The organism is Nocardioidaceae bacterium, assembly GCA_018672315.1.
Lineage (GTDB): Bacteria > Actinomycetota > Actinomycetes > Propionibacteriales > Nocardioidaceae > TYQ2.
On record CP076053.1, the window covers coordinates 249164 to 267729 of the forward strand.

Annotated in this window: 16 protein-coding genes; 5 read left to right on the forward strand and 11 right to left on the reverse strand. The window is 72.2% G+C overall.

Translation table 11 applies throughout. The features are described from left to right. Window positions 1-117: 117 nt before the first annotated feature. From coaD to KLP28_01225, 4 genes are read right to left on the reverse strand one after another with little or no spacing between them, the layout of a single operon-like run. Window positions 118-645, reverse strand: coding sequence for a pantetheine-phosphate adenylyltransferase (gene coaD / locus KLP28_01210; protein QWC85433.1), 528 nt, complete (start codon window positions 643-645; stop codon window positions 118-120). Then, window positions 642-1226 carry a 16S rRNA (guanine(966)-N(2))-methyltransferase RsmD gene (gene rsmD, locus KLP28_01215; protein QWC85434.1) on the reverse strand — a complete coding sequence of 195 codons (585 nt, stop codon included), beginning with the start codon at window positions 1224-1226 and terminating at the stop codon, window positions 642-644. Before rsmD ends, coaD begins: the two co-directional genes overlap by 4 nt. After that, a complete protein-coding gene (locus KLP28_01220) occupies window positions 1223-3412 on the reverse strand; it encodes an ATP-dependent DNA helicase RecG (protein ID QWC85435.1) in 2190 nt (729 codons plus the stop codon). Before KLP28_01220 ends, rsmD begins: the two co-directional genes overlap by 4 nt. Before the next feature lie 55 nt (window positions 3413-3467). Further along, window positions 3468-5222, reverse strand: coding sequence for a DAK2 domain-containing protein (locus KLP28_01225; protein ID QWC85436.1), 1755 nt, complete (start codon window positions 5220-5222; stop codon window positions 3468-3470). A 259-nt stretch (window positions 5223-5481) separates the two neighbouring features. On the opposite strand from KLP28_01225, the gene rpmB reads away from it, so the two are divergent. Continuing rightward, window positions 5482-5667 carry a 50S ribosomal protein L28 gene (gene rpmB, locus KLP28_01230; protein QWC85437.1) on the forward strand — a complete coding sequence of 62 codons (186 nt, stop codon included), beginning with the start codon at window positions 5482-5484 and terminating at the stop codon, window positions 5665-5667. Between the two features lie 87 nt (window positions 5668-5754). Here the strand turns inward: rpmB and KLP28_01235 are convergent, their stop codons facing one another. After that, window positions 5755-7449, reverse strand: a complete 1695-nt coding sequence (locus KLP28_01235) for an HNH endonuclease (protein QWC85438.1) — start codon at window positions 7447-7449, stop codon at window positions 5755-5757. A gap of 184 nt (window positions 7450-7633) precedes the next feature. Beyond that, on the reverse strand, window positions 7634-8644 hold the full coding sequence (locus KLP28_01240) for a thiamine-phosphate kinase (protein ID QWC85439.1): 1011 nt from the start codon (window positions 8642-8644) through the stop codon (window positions 7634-7636). A 74-nt stretch (window positions 8645-8718) separates the two neighbouring features. Here KLP28_01240 and KLP28_01245 point away from each other — a divergent pair, with 74 nt between their 5' ends. The 3 genes from KLP28_01245 to KLP28_01255 all read left to right on the forward strand — a co-directional run bounded on the left by KLP28_01245 (window position 8719) and on the right by KLP28_01255 (window position 11713). After that, the gene (locus tag KLP28_01245) at window positions 8719-9189 is read left to right on the forward strand and encodes a DUF3515 domain-containing protein (GenBank protein ID QWC85440.1); all 471 of its coding nucleotides are present in this window, start codon (window positions 8719-8721) and stop codon (window positions 9187-9189) included. 146 nt (window positions 9190-9335) lie between these two features. After that, window positions 9336-9779 carry a pilus assembly protein gene (locus KLP28_01250; protein ID QWC85441.1) on the forward strand — a complete coding sequence of 148 codons (444 nt, stop codon included), beginning with the start codon at window positions 9336-9338 and terminating at the stop codon, window positions 9777-9779. A 74-nt stretch (window positions 9780-9853) separates the two neighbouring features. After that, on the forward strand, window positions 9854-11713 hold the full coding sequence (locus KLP28_01255) for a hypothetical protein (protein QWC85442.1): 1860 nt from the start codon (window positions 9854-9856) through the stop codon (window positions 11711-11713). A 25-nt stretch (window positions 11714-11738) separates the two neighbouring features. Here the strand turns inward: KLP28_01255 and KLP28_01260 are convergent, their stop codons facing one another. Beyond that, window positions 11739-12860, reverse strand: coding sequence for a D-alanine--D-alanine ligase (locus KLP28_01260; protein ID QWC85443.1), 1122 nt, complete (start codon window positions 12858-12860; stop codon window positions 11739-11741). A 77-nt stretch (window positions 12861-12937) separates the two neighbouring features. Here KLP28_01260 and KLP28_01265 point away from each other — a divergent pair, with 77 nt between their 5' ends. Then, on the forward strand, window positions 12938-14041 hold the full coding sequence (locus KLP28_01265) for a PLP-dependent transferase (protein ID QWC85444.1): 1104 nt from the start codon (window positions 12938-12940) through the stop codon (window positions 14039-14041). Between the two features lie 18 nt (window positions 14042-14059). Here KLP28_01265 and KLP28_01270 read toward each other — a convergent pair whose 3' ends face one another. From KLP28_01270 to leuC, 4 genes are all read right to left on the reverse strand, one after another. Further along, window positions 14060-15061, reverse strand: coding sequence for an NAD(P)-dependent glycerol-3-phosphate dehydrogenase (locus tag KLP28_01270; protein QWC85445.1), 1002 nt, complete (start codon window positions 15059-15061; stop codon window positions 14060-14062). Window positions 15062-15228: 167 nt separating this feature from the next. Continuing rightward, window positions 15229-16344, reverse strand: a complete 1116-nt coding sequence (locus KLP28_01275; protein QWC85446.1) for an HU family DNA-binding protein — start codon at window positions 16342-16344, stop codon at window positions 15229-15231. Window positions 16345-16479: 135 nt separating this feature from the next. Next, on the reverse strand, window positions 16480-17088 hold the full coding sequence (leuD, locus tag KLP28_01280; protein QWC85447.1) for a 3-isopropylmalate dehydratase small subunit: 609 nt from the start codon (window positions 17086-17088) through the stop codon (window positions 16480-16482). Between the two features lie 30 nt (window positions 17089-17118). Then, window positions 17119-18519 (reverse strand): 3-isopropylmalate dehydratase large subunit, encoded by a 1401-nt coding sequence (gene leuC, locus KLP28_01285; GenBank protein ID QWC85448.1) that lies wholly within the window; start codon window positions 18517-18519, stop codon window positions 17119-17121. Window positions 18520-18566: the final 47 nt, after the last annotated feature.

Sequence of the window (18566 nt, forward strand, 5' to 3'; positions counted from 1 at the left end):
TTCGCGCCGCGGCGACAGGCTCCGGAGAAGGAGCAGCAGCGCCGGCGCGATCCGCAACAGGACCACGTTACCGGTCCGGGCCCCGGGCGGGCAAAACGATGGCGGGGCCAACCGATGTCAGCCGAGTCGTTGCCGCAGCACGGTGAGGACCGCCGGCGGCACCAGCTGCGAGACGTCTCCCCCGAGCCCGTGCACCTCCTTGACCAGGCTGGAGGAGACGAACGACAGGTGCGGCGCGGTCGGGAGCAGCAGCGTGTCGATGCCTGCGACGTGCTGGTTCATGTGGGCCATGCGGGTCTCGACCTCGATGTCGGTGCCGGACCGTACGCCCTTGACCACCGCGCGGGCCCCGACGTCGTGGCAGAAGTCGGTCAGCAGGCCGGTGAAGCCCGCCACCTCGACCCGGTCCAGGTGCGCGGTCGTCTCCCGGAGCAGCGCCAGGCGGCCCTCGTCGTCGAGCAGCCGGCGTCCTTGCGGCTTGTCGGGGTTGACGCCGATGGCCACGACGACGCGGTCGAAGAGTCGGCTCGCCCGCTCGATGACGTCGAGGTGGCCGAGGTGCACCGGGTCGAAGGACCCCGGACACACCACGGTGCGCGCCGAGGAGTCACCGTCGAGGTCGTCCCGGGGCGAGGTGACGCTCATGGTTCCCACACTGCCAGGTGCAGCGCCGTCTCGCCGTACCGCCGGACCTTCGCCGCGGTGAACCGCTCGGGCCACTGCGGGTCGGCGGAGCGGCTGGACCGCTCCACGACGACGACGGCCTCGGGTGCCAGGAGTGGCCGGAGCGCCGTGAGGTCGGCGGTCAGCTCGTCCTCCTCCAGCTTGTACGGCGGGTCGCAGAACACGAGGTCGTAGCCACCCGCGGCCACGACCTCCTCGGGCCGGGCCGCGTCGTCGCAGAGGAACCGTCGGACGCCCATCGGCCTGACGGAGGCGCTGCCCGGCAGACGCAGCGACCGGACGTTCGCCCGTGCCACCTCGGCTGCCCGTCGGTCCTTCTCCACCAGCGTCGCGGAGGCCGCCCCGCGGGAGAGGGCCTCGAGCCCGAGGGCGCCGGAGCCGGCGTACAGGTCGAGGACGTGGAGGCCGTCGAAACCCCCGAGACGCGCCTCCAACGATCCGAACAACGACTCGCGCACCCGGTCCGAGGTGGGGCGGGTGCCCTGCCCGGGGGGCGTACGCAGCGGGCGCCCACCGGCCGTCCCGGCGATGACCCGGGTCACGACCGCTCCACGTAGTCGGCGACCTGCGCCTCCTCGACGGCCCGCACGTGCGCGGCGAGCACCGGGTGCTCGGTCAGGTGCGGGTCGGCGTCGAGGATGCGCTCGGCGGCGCGCCGCGCGGCCTTGATCAGGGGTTCGTCGTCGAGCACCTTGAGCAGCCGCAGCGAGGAGGCGCGACCGGACTGGGAGGCGCCGAGCACGTCGCCCTCGCTGCGCTGGGAGAGGTCGAACCGGGACAGGGCGAAGCCGTCCTCGGTGCGGGCCACCTCGTGGATGCGGGCCAGGGACCGGTTGGTCTCCTCGGTGCCCTCGGCCCCGGTGACCAGCAGGCAGAGGCCCTGCTGCGAGCCGCGGCCGACGCGGCCGCGGAGCTGGTGCAGCTGCGAGACCCCGAACATGTCGGCGTCGAGCACGACCATGACCGTGGCCGCGGCGACGTCGACACCGACCTCGACGACCGTGGTCGCGACGAGCACGTCGATCAGACCCTCGGCGAACGCGCTCATCGTGGCGTCCTTGTCGGCGGCCGGCATCTGGCCGTGCAGCGGCGCGACGCGCACGTCGGCCAGCTGTCCCGAGGCCAGCTGCGGTGCCCACGTCTCGACCGCAGCGCCTCCCGGGCCGGTCTCGGCGGAGACGCGGGGGCACACGACGTACGCCTGCTGTCCTGCCGCGACCTCCTCGCGGATGCGCTGCCACGCCCGCTCGAGCCAGTGGCCGTTGCCCCCCTGCTGCGTCTCGATGACGACCGTCTGGATCGGCTGCCGGCCCGCCGGCAGCTCGGTGAGCGTGGAGACCTCGAGGTCACCGAAGACCGTCATCGCCAGGGTGCGCGGGATCGGCGTCGCGCTCATCACCAGTGTGTGCGGCGTCGAGTCCGACTTGGTGCCCAACGCCGCGCGCTGCTCGACACCGAAGCGGTGCTGCTCGTCGACGACCACGAGCCCGAGGTCGGCCAGCTGCACCTGCTCACCGAGCAGCGCGTGCGTGCCGACGACCAGACCTGCCTCGCCCGAGGCCGCTGCCAGCAGCGCCGTGCGGCGTTCCGCGGCCGACAGGGAGCCCGTCAGCAGCACCAGCTGGGTGGCCGCCTCGGCCGCTCCCAGCCGTCCCCCCTCGGCGAGGTCGCCGAGCATCTGCCGCAACGACCGGGCGTGCTGCTGGGCGAGCACCTCGGTCGGGGCGAGGAGGACGGCCTGTCCTCCCGAGTCGACGACCTGGAGCATGGCGCGCAGGGCCACGAGGGTCTTGCCGGACCCGACCTCCCCCTGCAGCATGCGGTGCATCGGTGAGGCGGCTGCGAGCTCCTCGGCGATCTGGGCGCCGACGCGACGCTGTCCCTCGGTGAGCTCGAACGGCAGCCGCGCGTCGAAGGCAGCGAGGATGCCCCCACCCCGGCCGGCGTCCGGATGACCGGGGCGCGCCGTCGCCGCGCTGGCCGCCCTGGCCCGCCGGCGTTGCACGAGCAGGGTCTGCGCGGTCAACGCCTCGTCGAAGGCCAGCCGGGCTCGTGCGGCACGCTGCTGGGGCCAGTCCTCGCTGCGGTGGATCCAGCGCAGCGCCTGGTCGCGACTGACCAGTCCGAGCTCTTCTCGGATCGGCTCCGGCAGCGGGTCGGGCTCGGGATCGAGCACGTCGAGCGCGAACTTCACGGTGCGGACGAGCTCGGAGTGGTCGATGCCGCCGGCGAGCCGGTAGACCGGACGCAGGTCGGGGTAGTCGGCACGTTCACGCTCGGCGTCGAGGCCCTCGGAGGTGCCGTCGGCGCCCAGCGGCTCGACCACGGGGTGGGTCAGCTGCCAGGTGTTGTTGAACTGCTTGACCTTGCCCTGGACGAAGCAGGTCTCGTGCTTGAGCAGGTCCTTGGCGCGCCAGTCGGCCTGGCCCTCGTGCTTGGCGAAGAACGTGACACCGAGCCGACCGCCGGAGGCCTCGACGTACGCCTCGACGCGGTAGGCGAGCCCGGGGCCCCGGGGGTTGGAGAAGCTCTTCACCGTGGCCGAGACGACGCGGCCGACGAACGCGATGAGGTCGCCCTCGCGCAGGTGGTCGAGGTCGGAGACGTCGCCCTTGCGGACGTAGGTGCGGGGGTAGTGGGTCAACAGGTCGCCGACGGTGCTCCAGTCGTACGCCTTGCGCAGCTTGCGGGCCAGCGTCGCGGCGACCGTGTCCAGGCGCGAGTCCATCGTGACGCCCCTGCTCGTGACGCCCCTGCCCGCGTCGGCCCGGTCGGCGGTCATCTCACTCCACCCCCACCAGCAGCGGGTAGCGCGGCTGCCCGCCCTCGTAGACCGCGACGTCGACGGTCGGGTGGTGCTGGGCGAGGTGGTCGGCGCAGTGCTGGGCCAGACCCTCTCCCTCGGCGCCCGCGACCAGCGTGACCAGCTCACCGCCGGCGCCGATCAGCCGGTCGACGACCTCGACGGCGACGGTCTCGATGTGGTCGCCCACCACGGCGAAGTCACCGCCGATGACGCCCAGCGCGTCGCCCGGCTCGCAGGGTCCTGCGGTGGTCATCGCCTGCCGTGCCGCGACGGTAACGGCGCCGTGGCGTACGGCCCGCGACGCCGCGACCATGGCGACGAGGTCGGCGTCGAAGCCCCGGCCGGGCTCGTGCACGGCGAGGGCGGCGAGCCCCTGCACCTGCGTACGCGAGGGCACGACGCTGATGCGGACGTCGTGGCTCTCCTCGACCGTGCGGGCGGCGATGTCCGCCACCCCGACCGTGTCGCTGTCGTTGGGCAGGAGCAGCACCTCGCCGGCGCCGGTGGTCCTGATGGCCTCCACCAGCTCGGCGACCGAGGGGCGACGGTGCTCGACGGTGCTGACGACGTGCGCCCCGGCCTCGTCGAACAGCGCGGCGAGACCGTCGCCGAAGGCGAAGGCCACCACAGCGCGGGTCGGTGTGCCGGAGGGCCGGCTCGCGCGATCTGCCCCGTGGGCCACACCGGTGCTCCCGGCGCCGGGGCGGCCGGTGCCGCCGGAGCGTCCTTCGCTCCGCTGCGCGGCGAGGGCCACCTGCTCGGCGAAGTGCGTGACACGGATGCGTCGGGGCGTGCCTGCAGCGATCCCGGCCTCGATCGCGGCGCCGACGTCATCGACGTGCACGTGCACGTTCCACAGGCGGTCGCCCCCGACCACGACCAGGGAGTCGCCCAAGGGCGCGAGGGCGCGGCGCAGCGAGGGGATCGCCTCGTCGGCCGCGTCGAGCAGGTACATCACCTCGTACGCCGGACCGTGGTCACCGAGCCGGTGGCCGTCGGGGTGCTCAGGGGTTCCGGCGTGCTGAGGCACCGGGATCGACCTGGTGCGCAAACGGTCGGGCGCCTCGGGAGGCCGGCGGCCGGTCACCGTGGTCTCGGCCGCGTCGAGCAGCACGCACAGTCCACGTCCGCCGGCATCGACCACGCCCGCGCGGGACAGCACCTCCAGCTGCTCGGGCGTACGTTGCAACGCCTGTCGCGCGGCCGCGGCGGTCGCGGCGATGACCTCGGACAGCTCGGCCCCGGACGTGGCCGTCTGCCTCGCTGCATCCGCGGCCGCCCGCGCCACGCTCAAGATGGTGCCTTCGACGGGATCGGAGACGGCCTCGTACGCCGCGTCGGCGGCCTCGACCATGGCCTCCGCGAAGACGTTCGGCGACTCCTGGTCGGCATGACCGCGGGCCACGCGGCGTGCGAAGGCACCCACGAGCTGAGCGGTGATCACCCCTGAGTTGCCGCGCGCACCGAGCAGTGCACCCCGGCCGAGAGCCTGCAGTGCGCCCCCGACGTCGGGCTCTGCGGAGGTCTGCTCCTCGGCGTGGGCGCGCAGCGCGTCACGACCCGCTTGGAAGGTGAGGAACATGTTGGTGCCCGTGTCGCCGTCCGGCACCGGATAGATGTTGAGCGCGTCGATCTCCTCGCGGGCGGCACCGAGATCCGCCACAGCGGCGTCGCAGAACGCCCTGACCGTCCTCAGGGCGAACACCGGTGCGCCGGGCTGTGTCGACACCATGTCCTCCCTGTGCTCTCGTGGGCTCTCGTGGACCCTCGGACCGTGACGACGCCCCGTGGCCGCGGACGAGGCACGAACGTACCGAACCGCACCGACGCTCACAGGTCGCGCCGAGCCCGTACGCCGCCCCCGTGTGGAGGACGACCAGGATTCGTGCCGGAGGTGCGGCATCGGTTAGTCTTGTGCGGTTGCCTGGGCCGTCGTCACCGACGGGTGCGCCCGGCCCCCTCATCTCGACCTCGATCTCCAGGAGTCCTCCATGGCTGCCGTCTGCGACATCTGCGCCAAGAAGCCCGGCTTCGGCAACAACCGGCCGTGGTCGCGCAAGATCACGAAGCGCCGCTTCAACCCCAACATCCAGCGTGTGCGCGCCACCGTCAACGGCGCCCCCAAGCGACTCAACGTGTGCACCGGCTGCCTGAAGTCCGGCAAGGTCACTCGCTGATCGAGTTGCCGGCGCTCTGAGAGCGCGCGACCGCAGCACCACACCTCCAGGCCCTCGTCCCCATTCGGGACGGGGGCCTGAGCCGTGTCACTGCAGGTCTACGTCTGCGAGGTCAGCCGTGCGTCCGACGCGGAACCTCGAGCGCGGGTAGACGTCAGACCGGTGGCTTGAGTGGGCCGGGTGGCTGGCGGGGCCGAGGTCGTCGATGTCTCCGTCGGGTCCGCGGCGGTAGATCCGGCCGGTGGGTGAGCGCCACTCGTAGGTGGGTGACGTGGGTGGTCCGGTGCGCCGGTAGGTCCAGCCGCTGTGGGTCTTGAGGCGGTGGTGGAAGCGGCAGAGCGCGGCGAGGTTGTCGGTGCACGTCTGAGGCATGTCGTGCGGGTCGGGGTCCTGGCCGCCGGGGTCCGGTGGTCGCCACCTGTCGATGTGGTCGAGGTCGGCTGCGCGGGCGGGGCGGTGGCAGTGCGGGAACACACACGTGCGGTCGCGCAGGATCATCTGCTCGCGGAGCCGGGTCCCGGGGGTGTACCCGGTGCTCGTGCGTTCTTCGTTGAGGTCGAGGACGGGCCGGATGGTCAGGCGGGTCTGTCCGGCGGTGGGGCCGGTGTCGGTCAGGGCGGCGTGGGCCCAGGCCCGGACGGTCTCGACGTCGACCAGGCGTACGGGGCCGGACTCGATGGTCGCCAACCCGGCCGCGTGCATGAGCCCGTCTGGGCCAGGGGCGGCACGGGCGCTGTTGCCGGTGAGGGCGGCGGCGGAGAGGTGGACGTGGAGCACGAGCTCGCGGGTCGCGCGAGTGCGGTGCTCGCGGTCGATGATCCGCTCGGCACCGTCGGTCGGCATCCCTGCGGCATCGGCGTCGCTGGTGTCGTAGGGGAGGACGAGTTCCCCGCGAGCGAGGACCCCCAGCGCCTGGGCGCGGAGACACCCGTCGCTGGTGTGAGCCGGTGCGGTGGCAGCGAGGCGGGTGGCGATGAGGTCCAGGGAGGTGTCGAGATCGGCTGCGTCGAGAGCATCGATACGCCCGTCGACCCACGCCAGCCCGGCGAGGTCTTCGGCGGTGGGTGACCCGGACCGGTTCTGCACCGGAAGCGCGATCCGCACGTGCTGCTGGTTCCGCAGCTTTGCGGCCGCCTCGGACAGTGCGCGGGTCTGTTCGCGCAGACGCTCGTGCACCGTGGTCGCGTCGGTCAGCGCCAGCGCCTCGAGACCGCCGGCCTCACGGACAAGCTCCGCCTCGGCCTGCTGCACGCGCAGCAGGCCGGTGAGGGTGCGGTCCACCGCGGGCACCTCGAGCCGGTGCGCCTTGAGAGCGAGCCACCGGTCCGCGGCACCAGCCCGGTCAAGGTCGAGGACGGTGGTGCGGGTGGCGATGCGGCGGGCCCGCCACAACGGCAACTCCAGCGCTTCGACGCGCACCCAGACCTGGGGAAGACGGTGACGCAGCTCGAGGAGGTCCGAGGCCAGCACCCGGGCGGAGTCGGTCGTCGTTCCGAGCGCGGCACCGAGGTCGGCCACACAGAACTCGGCGATCATCGGGGTCCCGGGCCCGCCGAGGAGCAGGGCACGTTCGCCGTGGAGCGCGCCACCGGTGTCCGGGCCGTGACCGGCCGCATCACGGATCGACTCCGCCGGGTGAGCGTCGAGCCAGGCCAGCACCGCCCGGGCGCGGGCCACCTCTCCAGCACGAGCTGCCCGGTCACCGGCGCGCACGGCCGCGAGCAGATCGGCGGGCGTGCCCGATCCGCCTGATCCCTCGGCGCTGTCGTGGGTGCTGGTCACGAGCATGAATCTAGGTGCGACCACCGACAGTTTCTCGAACGCGTGTTCGAATGATGAGACGGGTGTGTGGATCGGTCTCAGAAGTCACCGGGTCTCGCGGCTCGGCTGGCGCCTCGCACCTCGACCACCGGGTTGCCGGCGCCTCGCTCCCCGACCACCGGGGTCTCGCGCCCTGGGAGCTGCGTCAGAAGTGGCGGTGCCCGCCGCTGCCGGCGTACGCCTCACCGTCGACCGTGACGCCGGAGCCCTGCATGACCCGGCCGATGGGACGCCAGCCCTCCGGCAGCTCCGTCTCAGCCGGGAAAGTCGCCACGAGCGCGTGGTCCTCCCCGCCGGCGAGGATGAATCGCAGCGGGTCCGAGCCGAGCGCCGACCCCACCGCCTGGAGAGGCTCGTCGATCTCGAAGGACGAGGCATGGATGTCGATGGCCACCTGGGACTGGTGGGCCAGGTGACCCACGTCCGCGACGAGTCCGTCGGAGACGTCGATCATCGCCGAGGCGCCCTCACGGGCTGCAGTGGGACCGGCCTCGTACGGGGGCTCCGGGTGACGGTGCGCCTCGACCACGACCCGCGGGGAGCGGAAGCCCCGCGCCAGCACAGCCATGCCGGCGGCAGACCATCCCTGCCGGCCGGCCAGCGCGAGCACGTCGCCGGCCCGGGCACCGTCGCGGCGGACGGGAGCCGACTCGCACGCCCCCAGCACGGTGACGGCGAGGACGATCTCCCGACCCTGCGTGATGTCGCCCCCGACGATGCTCGCGCCGACCGAGGCGGCCTCGGCCGCCATGCCCTCGGCCATCTCGAGGACCCAGGCGGCGGGCAGGTCCGTGGGGAGCACCAGCCCGACCACCAGCGTGTGCGCGCGACCGCCCATCGCGTTGATGTCCGAGACGTTCTGGGCGACGGCCTTGCGACCGACGTCAGCGGCGCTGGCCCAGTCCCGCCGGAAGTGCTGGCCCTCGACGAGCAGATCGGTGGACACGACCGCGTGGCCGCCCGCGGTGCGGACGACGGCGGCATCGTCCCCCGGGCCGAGGAACACGTGCTCGCCCTGGGTGAACCGCTCCCGCAGGGCCTCGATCAGTCCGAACTCCCCCATCTGCCGGACCGTCGCGGTCTCCGGCAGCGTCGATCGGGGCGCGGTCTGGGCGGCACTGGGTGTCTGCTTCGTCTCCTCGGGCACGAGCGGCATGGTCTCATCCGAGCGGGGTCCGGGCGAGGCCGCCACGGCGCGTACGCCGCGGGCTCGCCTGTAGCGTCGCCTCCGTGAAGGCTGCTGCAGGCAGGTGCTCGGGCTCGGCCCTCGTCGTGGTGCTCCTCGCCGGCTGCGGCGGCCCCGTCACCCTGCCGAGTGACGGGATCGTGCCGGACGCCGCCCAGGCGTGCCGAGGCGTCGTCGCCGACCTGCCCGACGAGCTCTCCGACCAGCCCCGCGTCGAGGCGGACGGTGCGCCGGGGGCCGCGTACGACGGGGGCATCACCGTGCGCTGCGGGGTCCGCGAGCCGGCCGCGCTGGACCCGTTCTCGACGTGCCAGACCGTCAACGACATCGACTGGTACGTGCCCGAGAGCGCGATCGAGGACACCGGGGCCGACGTCGTGGCGACGACGATCGCGCGCACGCCGTACGTCGAGCTCGTCGTGCCCGGCGACCTGCGACCACCCGCGGCCGCCTTCGCCCAGCTCACGGACGTCGTCGCCGACAACACGCGACGGATCGGACCTGCCTGCCGATGACCGGCTGACCGGCTGACCGGATGAGCCACTGGTCTGGTCCGGGCCGACACACCGGTCGCGAACTCCTCAGGCCAGCCGGTCATCTGCCGATGGGGCCCTCGGAGCAGTCCAACCACCGGCCAGGTGGTTGGCGAGGGGGGCACCACATGGCACGCACGGGCGACCACCGACGCCGCGCCGCACCGGGTCAGGACCGGGGTGCGGCCGCGGTGGAGTTCGCCCTGGTCATGATCCCGCTCATCGTCATCGTCTTCGGCGTCATCAGCTACGGATTCCTGCTGAGCTTCCGGCAATCGGTCAGCCAGGCCGCCGCCGAGGGGGCACGCGCGGCCGCTGTCGCCCCGCCCACCGCCAACCGCCAGGCCATCGCGTCGCGTGCCATCTCCGACGTGCTGGGAGCCGACTGCGGCAGCGCGTACGTCACCTGCAGCTTCACGCTGCCCCTCCCCGAGGTCTGCCCCTCGGACAGCATCTGCGTGACGGTCACGTACGCGTACACCGCCGACCCCAGCAAGCCCGTCTTCCCGGTCTCCGACCTCGCGATCCCCGACACGTTGAGCTACACGGCCGTGTCCAAGGTGACCTCGTGAGCCGGGCGGGGCTGCGCCCGGCGCAGTCACCTCGGCGGCGGCGGCGACCGCGTCGTCGGAACGAGCGCGGCGGTGTGGCCGTGATGGTCGGCATCCTGATGAGCCTGATCGTGCTCGCGGCGTCCTTCGCGGTGGACCTGGGCATGCAGCGGGTGCTGCGCAGCGACCTGCAGGCGCTCGCCGACGTCGCGGCCCTGGATGCCGCTCGCCTTCTCGACGGGCGTACGGCGGGCGAGATCCGGCTGGGCACCGGGACCCCGGACCCGCTCGACGACGTGCTCGCCGACTCGGTGGCCCGCAACGACACCACGATCGGGGACACCCCGGAGCTCGAGGGCCGGCTCGTCCGGCTCACCGAGGACACCCTGGGCGCCGTCGTTCCGGTCGTCGACGGGGCAGGGAACGTCGTCGAGGTGGACGACGACGAGGTGCCGGACGCCGTGCAGGTCGTGGCCAGCGGTGTCGTCGGTTTCGTGTTCTCCACCGCCCGCGGCGGGGCGGCGCGTACCTCCCTGGCCAGCGCGACCACGTTCGCCTGCTTCAGGATCGGATCCTTCGCAGCCGCCCTGCGATCCGGAGACTCCTCGGTCATCGGCGTCTTCAACGCGATGATCTCCGACGCGCTGGGCGTGAACCTGAAGGCCGTCGGCTACGACGGTCTGCTGAACAGCTCGATCGGCCTCGGCGAGCTGGCCACGGAGCTGGGCGCCGGCACGGCGGAGGAGCTGGCGGCGCTGGACGCGCTGGACGTCGGTGACCTGTTCGGCGCGTACGCCACGGTGCTCGGCCGCAACGGCCTCGTGTACGCCCAGGGGCAGATGGCCCAGCTCGCAGGACAGGTCACCAGCGGGCTCACGGTGAACCTCGGCGACATCCTCAGCGCCGGCGACGGGTCGGCGCTGGCGGGCACCGTCAACGCCGTCGACCTGCTCGGCTCCGTCGCGCTCGGCGTCAAGGCGCTCGTCTCCGACGGCAACAACTTCCTCAAGACCGGGGTGGCGTGGTCGGCCCCGCACGTGGCGAACGGCGAGATCGCCCTGCGAGCCATCGAGGCCCCGCAGCAGGCGTGCGGCCCGATCGGCTCGACGGCGAGCACCGCGCAGGTCGCCTTCAACGCCGACCTGTCTTTCAACCTGCCCAACAAGCTGTCTCTGGCCGAACTCGCGAGTTTCGACGTCGGGCGGCCCGACGACATCACGAACAAGGCCGCGACGCTGCACATCGACGCCAGCCTCGCCGGGGCCGAGGGCACGCTCGTCGACGCGAAGTGCGGCGCCGGCACCGCCGAGGACTCCGAGTGGATCGACGTGCTCATCGACACCCGGATGCTCACGACGAACGTGTCGCTGCCGTTCCGGGTGAAAGGCACCATCACGACCAGCGGAGCATCGAGCATCCTGCCTTCGAGCTCCCTGAACTCATTGGTCAGCCTCCTCTTCGGGGTCGTCAACTCGGTCGTGTCCGTGGAGGTGCAGCTCGACCTGCGCGCTACGGCCAGGGCGTCCCTGACCGTGGCCCCTCATACGGCGACCGAGCCAACCAGGTACGAGGTGCCCCCTCACGACTACACGACCGTGCAGCCGAGCGGCGAAGGCGGTGACCCCGTGGGAGTACCGATCCCGTCCGTCAGCCTCGACCTAGCTGGCAGTTCCGCGAAGGTCATCGTGCGGGCGAGGCTGCTCGGACTCCTGGGTGGACTGTTCGAGTCCACGAGGGAGACGACGCTAGTGAACGCAGATCTCGCGAAGCTCAACCTAGACCCGATCCTCAGCGCCGCGGGCTCATCCATCATCGGTACCTCGACAGCAGCGGTCGTCAGCAACGTCAACCAGGCGCTGGTCCCGGTCTCGAAGATGCTCGGCGTACGCACCGCCGGGGCCGACCTGCTCGGCGTCGCCTCACCGGAGTGCGGTCACCCGCAGCTCGTCGGCTGACGCCGCTCGCCTCGCGCGACGAGACTCAGCGCAACCCGTCGGAGCGCTCGAGCGCCAGCTGCACCAGGCGGTCGCACAACGTCGCGTAGTCCACGCCCGAGGCGTCCCACACCCGCGGGAACATCGACGTCGAGGTGAAGCCGGGCATGGTCTCGATCTCGTTCACGACCAGCTCACCCTCGCCGAGGCAGAAGAAGTCGACCCGCGAGAGCCCCTCGACGCCCAGGGCGGTGAAGACCCGCGCGCCCAACTCGCGGGCGGCCAGCGCCAGCTCGTCGGGCACGTCGGCGGGCACGTCGAGCGAGGTCTGCTCCTCGGCGAGGTACTTCGCCTCGAAGTCGTAGAAGTCGAACCCCTCGTCGACACGCACCTCAGCCAGCACGCTGCACTCCGGCGGCGCACCGCGCCGGCCCTGGAGCACACCGATCTCGAACTCCCGCGCGTCCGCCGCGGCGGCCTCGACCACGATCCTGGGGTCGTGCTCGCGCGCCGCAGCGATCGCCGCGTCGAGCCCGTCCTCGTGCGTCACCCGCGTGATCCCGTAGCTCGACCCGGCGCGCGAGGGCTTCACGAACACGGGGAAACCCAGCGCGGACACACGCTCGCGGACACCCGCCGGGTCACGGTCGTAGTCGTCGGCACGCACCAGCTCCCACGGCAGCACCGGGATGCCATGGGCTCGCAGCACCGTCTTCGTCTGGTGCTTGTCGGTGCCGATCGCCGAGGCGAGCACCCCCGCGCCGACGTAGCGCACGCCGGCCAGCTCGAGCATGCCCTGGAGCGTGCCGTCCTGGCCGTACGCACCGTGCATCACGGGGAACACGACGTCGATCGGCCCCAGGGCCTCCCCCGGTACCCCGGCGCCGTCGGCCACCAGGTGGCCGGTGCCCTGCTGCAGCGCCACCCGGGGCCGACCCTCGGTCGTCACCTCGGGCAGTGACCCGTCGTCGCCGAGCTGCAGACCCTCGCCGTCGGCGTCGAGCAGCACCCAGGTGCCGTCGCGTGCGATGCCGACGGCGACCACGTCGTACGCCGAGCGGTCCAGCGCCTTCAACACGTTGCCTGCGGAGACGCAGGAGATGCCGTGCTCGGCGGAACGACCGCCGAAGACCACGACGACACGGGGGCGGTGAGGGGTCTCGTCCATCGCGCCGCAGCCTACCGGCGAGCGCGCCTGCTCCCCCGCCTCGCCGCGCGGTCTCGGTCCCTCCCTACGGTGGCGACATGAGCGACACCTCCTCGACCCCCGCCGCGGGCGCACGGCACCGCGACACCCTCGCCGTGACCGCAGGCCGCCCCGCCGTGGTCGCCGACGCCCCGCTGAACGCCCCGATCACGATGGCGAGCACGTACGTCGCCGGCGGCGGGACGGAGTACGGCCGCTACGGCAACCCCACCTGGACCGCCTTCGAGGACGCCCTCGGTGCCCTCGAAGGCGGACGCGCCCTCTCGTTCGCCAGCGGGCAGGCGGCGATCGCGTGCGTGCTCGACCTCGTCGGCAACGGGGAGAAGGTCGTCGCCCCTCGGCACGCGTACACGGGCACCATCGGCCAGCTGGGTGACCTCGCCGCCCGCGACCGGCTCGAGACCGATCTCGTCGACGTCACCGACGTCGAGGCCGTACGCGCCGCGTGCGAGGAGGCCGCCATCTTGTGGCTGGAGTCCCCCTCGAACCCCGCGATGGAGGTGCTGGACCTCCCGGCCCTCATCGAGGTCGCCCACGGCGCCGGGGCGCGGGTGGTCGTCGACAACACCTTCGCCACCGCGATGCGTCAGCGTCCCCTCGAGCTGGGCGCGGACATCGTCGTCCTCTCCGCCACCAAGCTCGTGGCCGGCCACTCCGACCTGCTGATGGGCGCGCTGGTCGTGCCCGAGGACCCCGAGGGCGAGGGGCCCCAGCTCTTCGACGTGCTCAAGGGACGCCGGGACCTGATCGGTGCGGTGCCGGGCCCGTTCGAGGCCTGGCTGGCGCTGCGCGGCCTGCGTACGCTGCCCGTCCGGCTCGACCGTGCGGAGCAGACCGCCACCGCTCTCGCCGAACGCCTCTCGGGCCACCCGGCCGTGACCGAGGTGCGCTACCCCGGCTGGGGGTCCATGCTCGCCCTCGTGGTCGCCGACGCCGACCGCGCCGACCTGCTGGTGCGCGACTCCTCCCTGGTCGTCCACGCCACCAGCCTCGGCGGGGTCGAGTCCTCCTGGGAGCGCCGACGCCGGTGGAAGATGGAGGCCGAGACGATCCCCGAGGGCCTCGTGCGCCTCTCGGTGGGTCTGGAGGACGTCGAGGACCTGTGGCGCGACGTCAGCGGGGCGCTGGACCGCCTGCCCTGAACGGGTCCGGTCGGGCCCTCAGGCCTTCTCGTGCTTGGTGTCGCGCGAGACGAAGCTGCCCACCATGTCGGTCGCGGTGATCTCTCCGCGCACCACGGCGTCGACGTGCTCGGCGATGGGGCACTCCACGCCCTCGCGGTGGGCGAGCTGCACCAGCGACGAGCACGACTTCGCTCCCTCGGCTACCTGCCGGGTGGAGGCGTAGATCTCCTCGGTCGTCATGCCCTGCCCGAGCTTCTCCCCGAAGGTGCGGTTGCGCGAGAGCGGCGAGGAACAGGTCGCGACCAGGTCGCCCAACCCCGCCAGGCCCATCAGCGTCATCGGGTCGGCGCCCACGGCACGGCCGAGCCTCGCCGTCTCGGCGAGACCCCGGGTGATCAATGAGGCGGTGGTGTTGTCACCGAACCCGAGACCCACCGCCATGCCGACGCAGAGGGCGACGACGTTCTTGTACGCCCCGCCGAGCTCGCAGCCGACGACGTCGGTGGACCAGTAGGGGCGGAAGTGCGCCGTGTGCACCAGCTGCTGCAGCTGCTGGGCGGTCTCCTCCGAGGAGCACGCCACCACGCTGGCCGCGGGCTCCCGGGCGGCGATCTCCCGTGCGAGGTTCGGACCGCTGACCACCGCGATGCGTGAGGGGGACGCGTCCGTCACCTCCGCGATGACCTCGCTCATCCGACGCACGGTGCCGAGCTCGACACCCTTCATCAGCGAGACCAGCGACGCCCGCGGCGGGATCGCGTCGGCCCAGTCGCCGAGGTTGTCGCGGAGGCTCTGCGAGGGCACGGCGAGGATGACGTGCTCGGCGCCGGCCAAGGCCTCGGCGGGATCGGTCGTGCCACGCACACCGGGGCCGAGGTCGACGTCGGGCAGGTAGTCAGGATTCTGGTGCGTCTCGGTGATCGCCGTCGCGAGCTCCCCGCGCCGCGCCCACATGGTGATGTCGTGCCCCGCGTCGGCCAGGACCAGGGAGAACGCCGTGCCCCAGGAGCCGGACCCCATCACCGCTACCCGCGCCATCTACGACCTCCCGCTCTCGACGACAGCCGGGGCGTCCCGGCGGCTGGTGCGCACATCATGCCGTGGTCACGCCGACGACGCCCGACGGCCCCGCTCGTACGCAGGACGACCCGGCCCGCGCGGCAGGCCGGGTCGTCACGGTGCCCCGATCAGTCAGGGCTCGTTGCTCAGGACTCCGAGGAGGGCGCGCTGGTCTCCCCGCTGGTCGGACCCGCCGTCGTGGCCCCGGCCTCGGGGGCGGTCGAGGACGGGGTGGAGCTCGTCGACGTCGTCGCGGTCGACGGCGCGGTCGTCTTCTTCGCCGTCGTCTTCTTCGCCGTCGTCTTGGCCGTCGTCTTCGCCGTCGTCTTGGCCGTCGTCTTCTTCGCCGTCGACTTCTTTGCCGTCGTCTTGGCGGTCGACGTCTTGGCGGCGTCACCTGCCGGGGCGGCACCGCTCGAGGCCGCCGCCTTCGCGGCGGGCGCGGACTCGACCGAGGCCGTCTTCTCTGCAGCGCTCTTCGAAGTCGTCTTCTTGGCTGAAGCCTTCTTCGCCGGGGCCTTCTTCGCCGGCGCCTTCGATGCCGTGGAGGCCGAGGAGCCTGGGGTCTTCTTCGCCGCGGTCTTGGCGGCCGGAGTCGCCTTCTTGGCTGCGTCGGAAGCAGGCGTCTTCTTTGCCGGCGCCTTCTTCGCGGTCGCCTTCTTCGTCGTGGTCGTCGTGGCCGCCGTCTTCTTCGCAGCAGCCTTCTTCGTCGGCGCCTTCTTGGCGGCCGGAGCCTTCTTCGCCGCGGGAGCCTTCTTCGCCGGCTCCGACGCCTTCGCGGTGCCTGTCGCCTCGTCGGCCCGGCGCTGCACCTCGCCGGCTGCCTTCTCCACGCGTGCGGCCGCATCCTTGACGGGCCCGTCGTCGGCCTGCGAACCCGCGCGTCCCGCGATCGTCTTCACCGCACCGGCCGCCTTGCCCGGAGCGGCCGCCACACCCGCGGCCGCGTCCGAGACGGTGCCGGCGACGAGCGAGGGCAGCTGCTTCGCGCCCGAGACGACGGCCTTGAGGTCGGCGCCGGGCTTGAAGCGCGGCACGGCCGTCTCCTTGGACTGCACCCGCTCACCCGTGCGCGGGTTGCGCACCCAGCGGGCCTCGCGGATGCGTCGCTCGAAGGAGCCGAACCCGGTGATCGCGACCTTCTCGCCACGCGCGACCTCGCGCGTGATGGTGTCGAGCACGGACTCCAGGGCGTACGCGGCCTGCTTGCGGTTGCCCTCGAACCGCTCGGACAGCGCTTCGATCAGCTCGGACTTGTTCACAGCGGTTCCTTCGCTCGGGGTCGACTCGGCACGTACGACGCCTGACGGCACGCACGCTAGGTGCGCGAGAGGATGCCCGCCAGGAGGCGCGCACGAAACGTGACCGGGTGGCTACCGACCCCGCCGGCGTCCGGGTCAGCCCGCCGCTCGGGTCACCGGCTTGTGGCTGGGTCGCCCGCCCTCGTACGCGGCGATGTCGTCGTCGTGACCCAGCGTGATGCCGATGTCGTCGAGGCCCTCGAGCAGCCGCCACCGGGTGTAGTCGTCGATGTCGAAGGAGTCCTCGACCGCGTCGGGGCCCTCCCCCGCGCGAACGGTCCTGGCCTCCAGGTCGACGGTCACCTCGGCACCCGGGTCGGCCTCCAACAGCGCCCACAGCCGCTCGACGACCTTCTGGTCGACCTGGGCGGCGACCAACCCCGCCTTGCCGGAGTTGCCGCGGAAGATGTCGGCGAACCTGCTGCTGATCACGGCCTTGAAGCCGTAGTTCATCAGCGCCCACACCGCGTGCTCCCGCGAGGAGCCGGTGCCGAAGTCGGGGCCGGCGACCAGCACGGTGCCGGCGCTGAAGCCGTCCTTGTTGAGCACGAACTCCGGGTCGGAGCGCCAGGCGGCGAAGAGGCCGTCCTCGAAGCCCGTGCGCGTCACGCGCTTGAGGTAGACGGCGGGGATGATCTGGTCGGTGTCGACGTTGCTGCGACGCAGCGGAACGCCGACGCCGGTGTGGCTGGTGAACTTCTCCATGGCTGTCTCGGCTCTTCTCTCGCTCGGGTCTCAGTCCAGGTCCGCGGGGGACGACAGGGTGCCGCGCACGGCGGTGGCGGCGGCGACGGGCACCGAGACGAGGTGCGTACGCCCACCCTTGCCCTGGCGGCCCTCGAAGTTGCGGTTCGACGTGGAGGCGCTGCGCTCACCGGGGGTGAGCTGGTCGGGGTTCATGCCCAGGCACATCGAGCAACCTGCACCGCGCCACTCCGCGCCGGCCTCGATGAAGACCTTGTCCAGACCCTCCTCCATCGCCTGGAGGCGTACGCGCACCGAGCCCGGCACCACGAGCAGCCGGGTGTCGGCGGCGACCTTGCGTCCCTTGATCACCTCGGCGGCGAGGCGGAGGTCCTCGATGCGACCGTTGGTGCACGAGCCGACGAAGACGGTGTCGACCTTGACCTCGCGCATCGGCGTGCCGGCCTCGAGCGCCATGTACTCCAACGCCTTCTCGGCGGCGAAGCGCTCGTCGGAGTCCTCGAAGGACTGCGGGTCGGGCACCGCCCCGCCGAGCGGGACGCCCTGGCCGGGGTTGGTACCCCAGGTGACGAACGGCGTCATCGTCGAGGCGTCGAGCACGATCTCCTCGTCGAAGCTCGCGTCGTCGTCGGTGCGCAGGGTCTTCCAGTACTCCACCGCCGCATCCCACTCCGCGCCCTTCGGCGCCTCGGGCTTGTCGGCCAGGTAGTCGAAGGTCGTCTGGTCGGGCGCGATGAGACCGGCCTTCGCGCCCCACTCGATCGACATGTTGCAGATCGTCATGCGGGCCTCCATCGAGAGCTCCTCGATGGCCGGACCGCGGTACTCCACGATGTAGCCCTGACCGCCACCGGTGCCGGTCTGGGTGATGAGGGTCAGCACGAGGTCCTTGGAGGTGACGCCCTCGGGCAGCGAGCCGTTCACGGTCACGGCCATCGTCTTGGGCCGCGACTGCATCAGCGTCTGGGTGGCGAGCACGTGCTCGACCTCGGAGGTGCCGATGCCGAAGGCGATGGAGCCGAAGGCGCCGTGCGTCGCGGTGTGGGAGTCACCGCACACGATCGTCATGCCGGGCTGGGTCAGGCCGAGCTGCGGGCCGACGACGTGCACGATGCCCTGCTCGGTGTCACCGAGCGGGTGCAGCCGGACGCCGAACTCCTCGCAGTTGCGGCGCAGCGTCTCGACCTGCGTACGCGAGACCGGGTCGGCGATCGGCTTGTCGAGGTCCAGCGTCGGGACGTTGTGGTCCTCGGTCGCGATCGTGAGGTCGGGACGACGCACCGTGCGCCCGGCGAGGCGCAGCCCGTCGAAGGCCTGCGGCGAGGTGACCTCGTGCACGAGGTGCAGGTCGATGTAGAGCAGGTCGGGCTGTCCCTCGGCGCTGCGGACGACGTGCTCGTCCCATACCTTGTCGACCAGCGTGCGTCCCACGTGAACCTCCGGGATGAGTTCGGATCTGTGCCGAGCAGGCCTTGCAT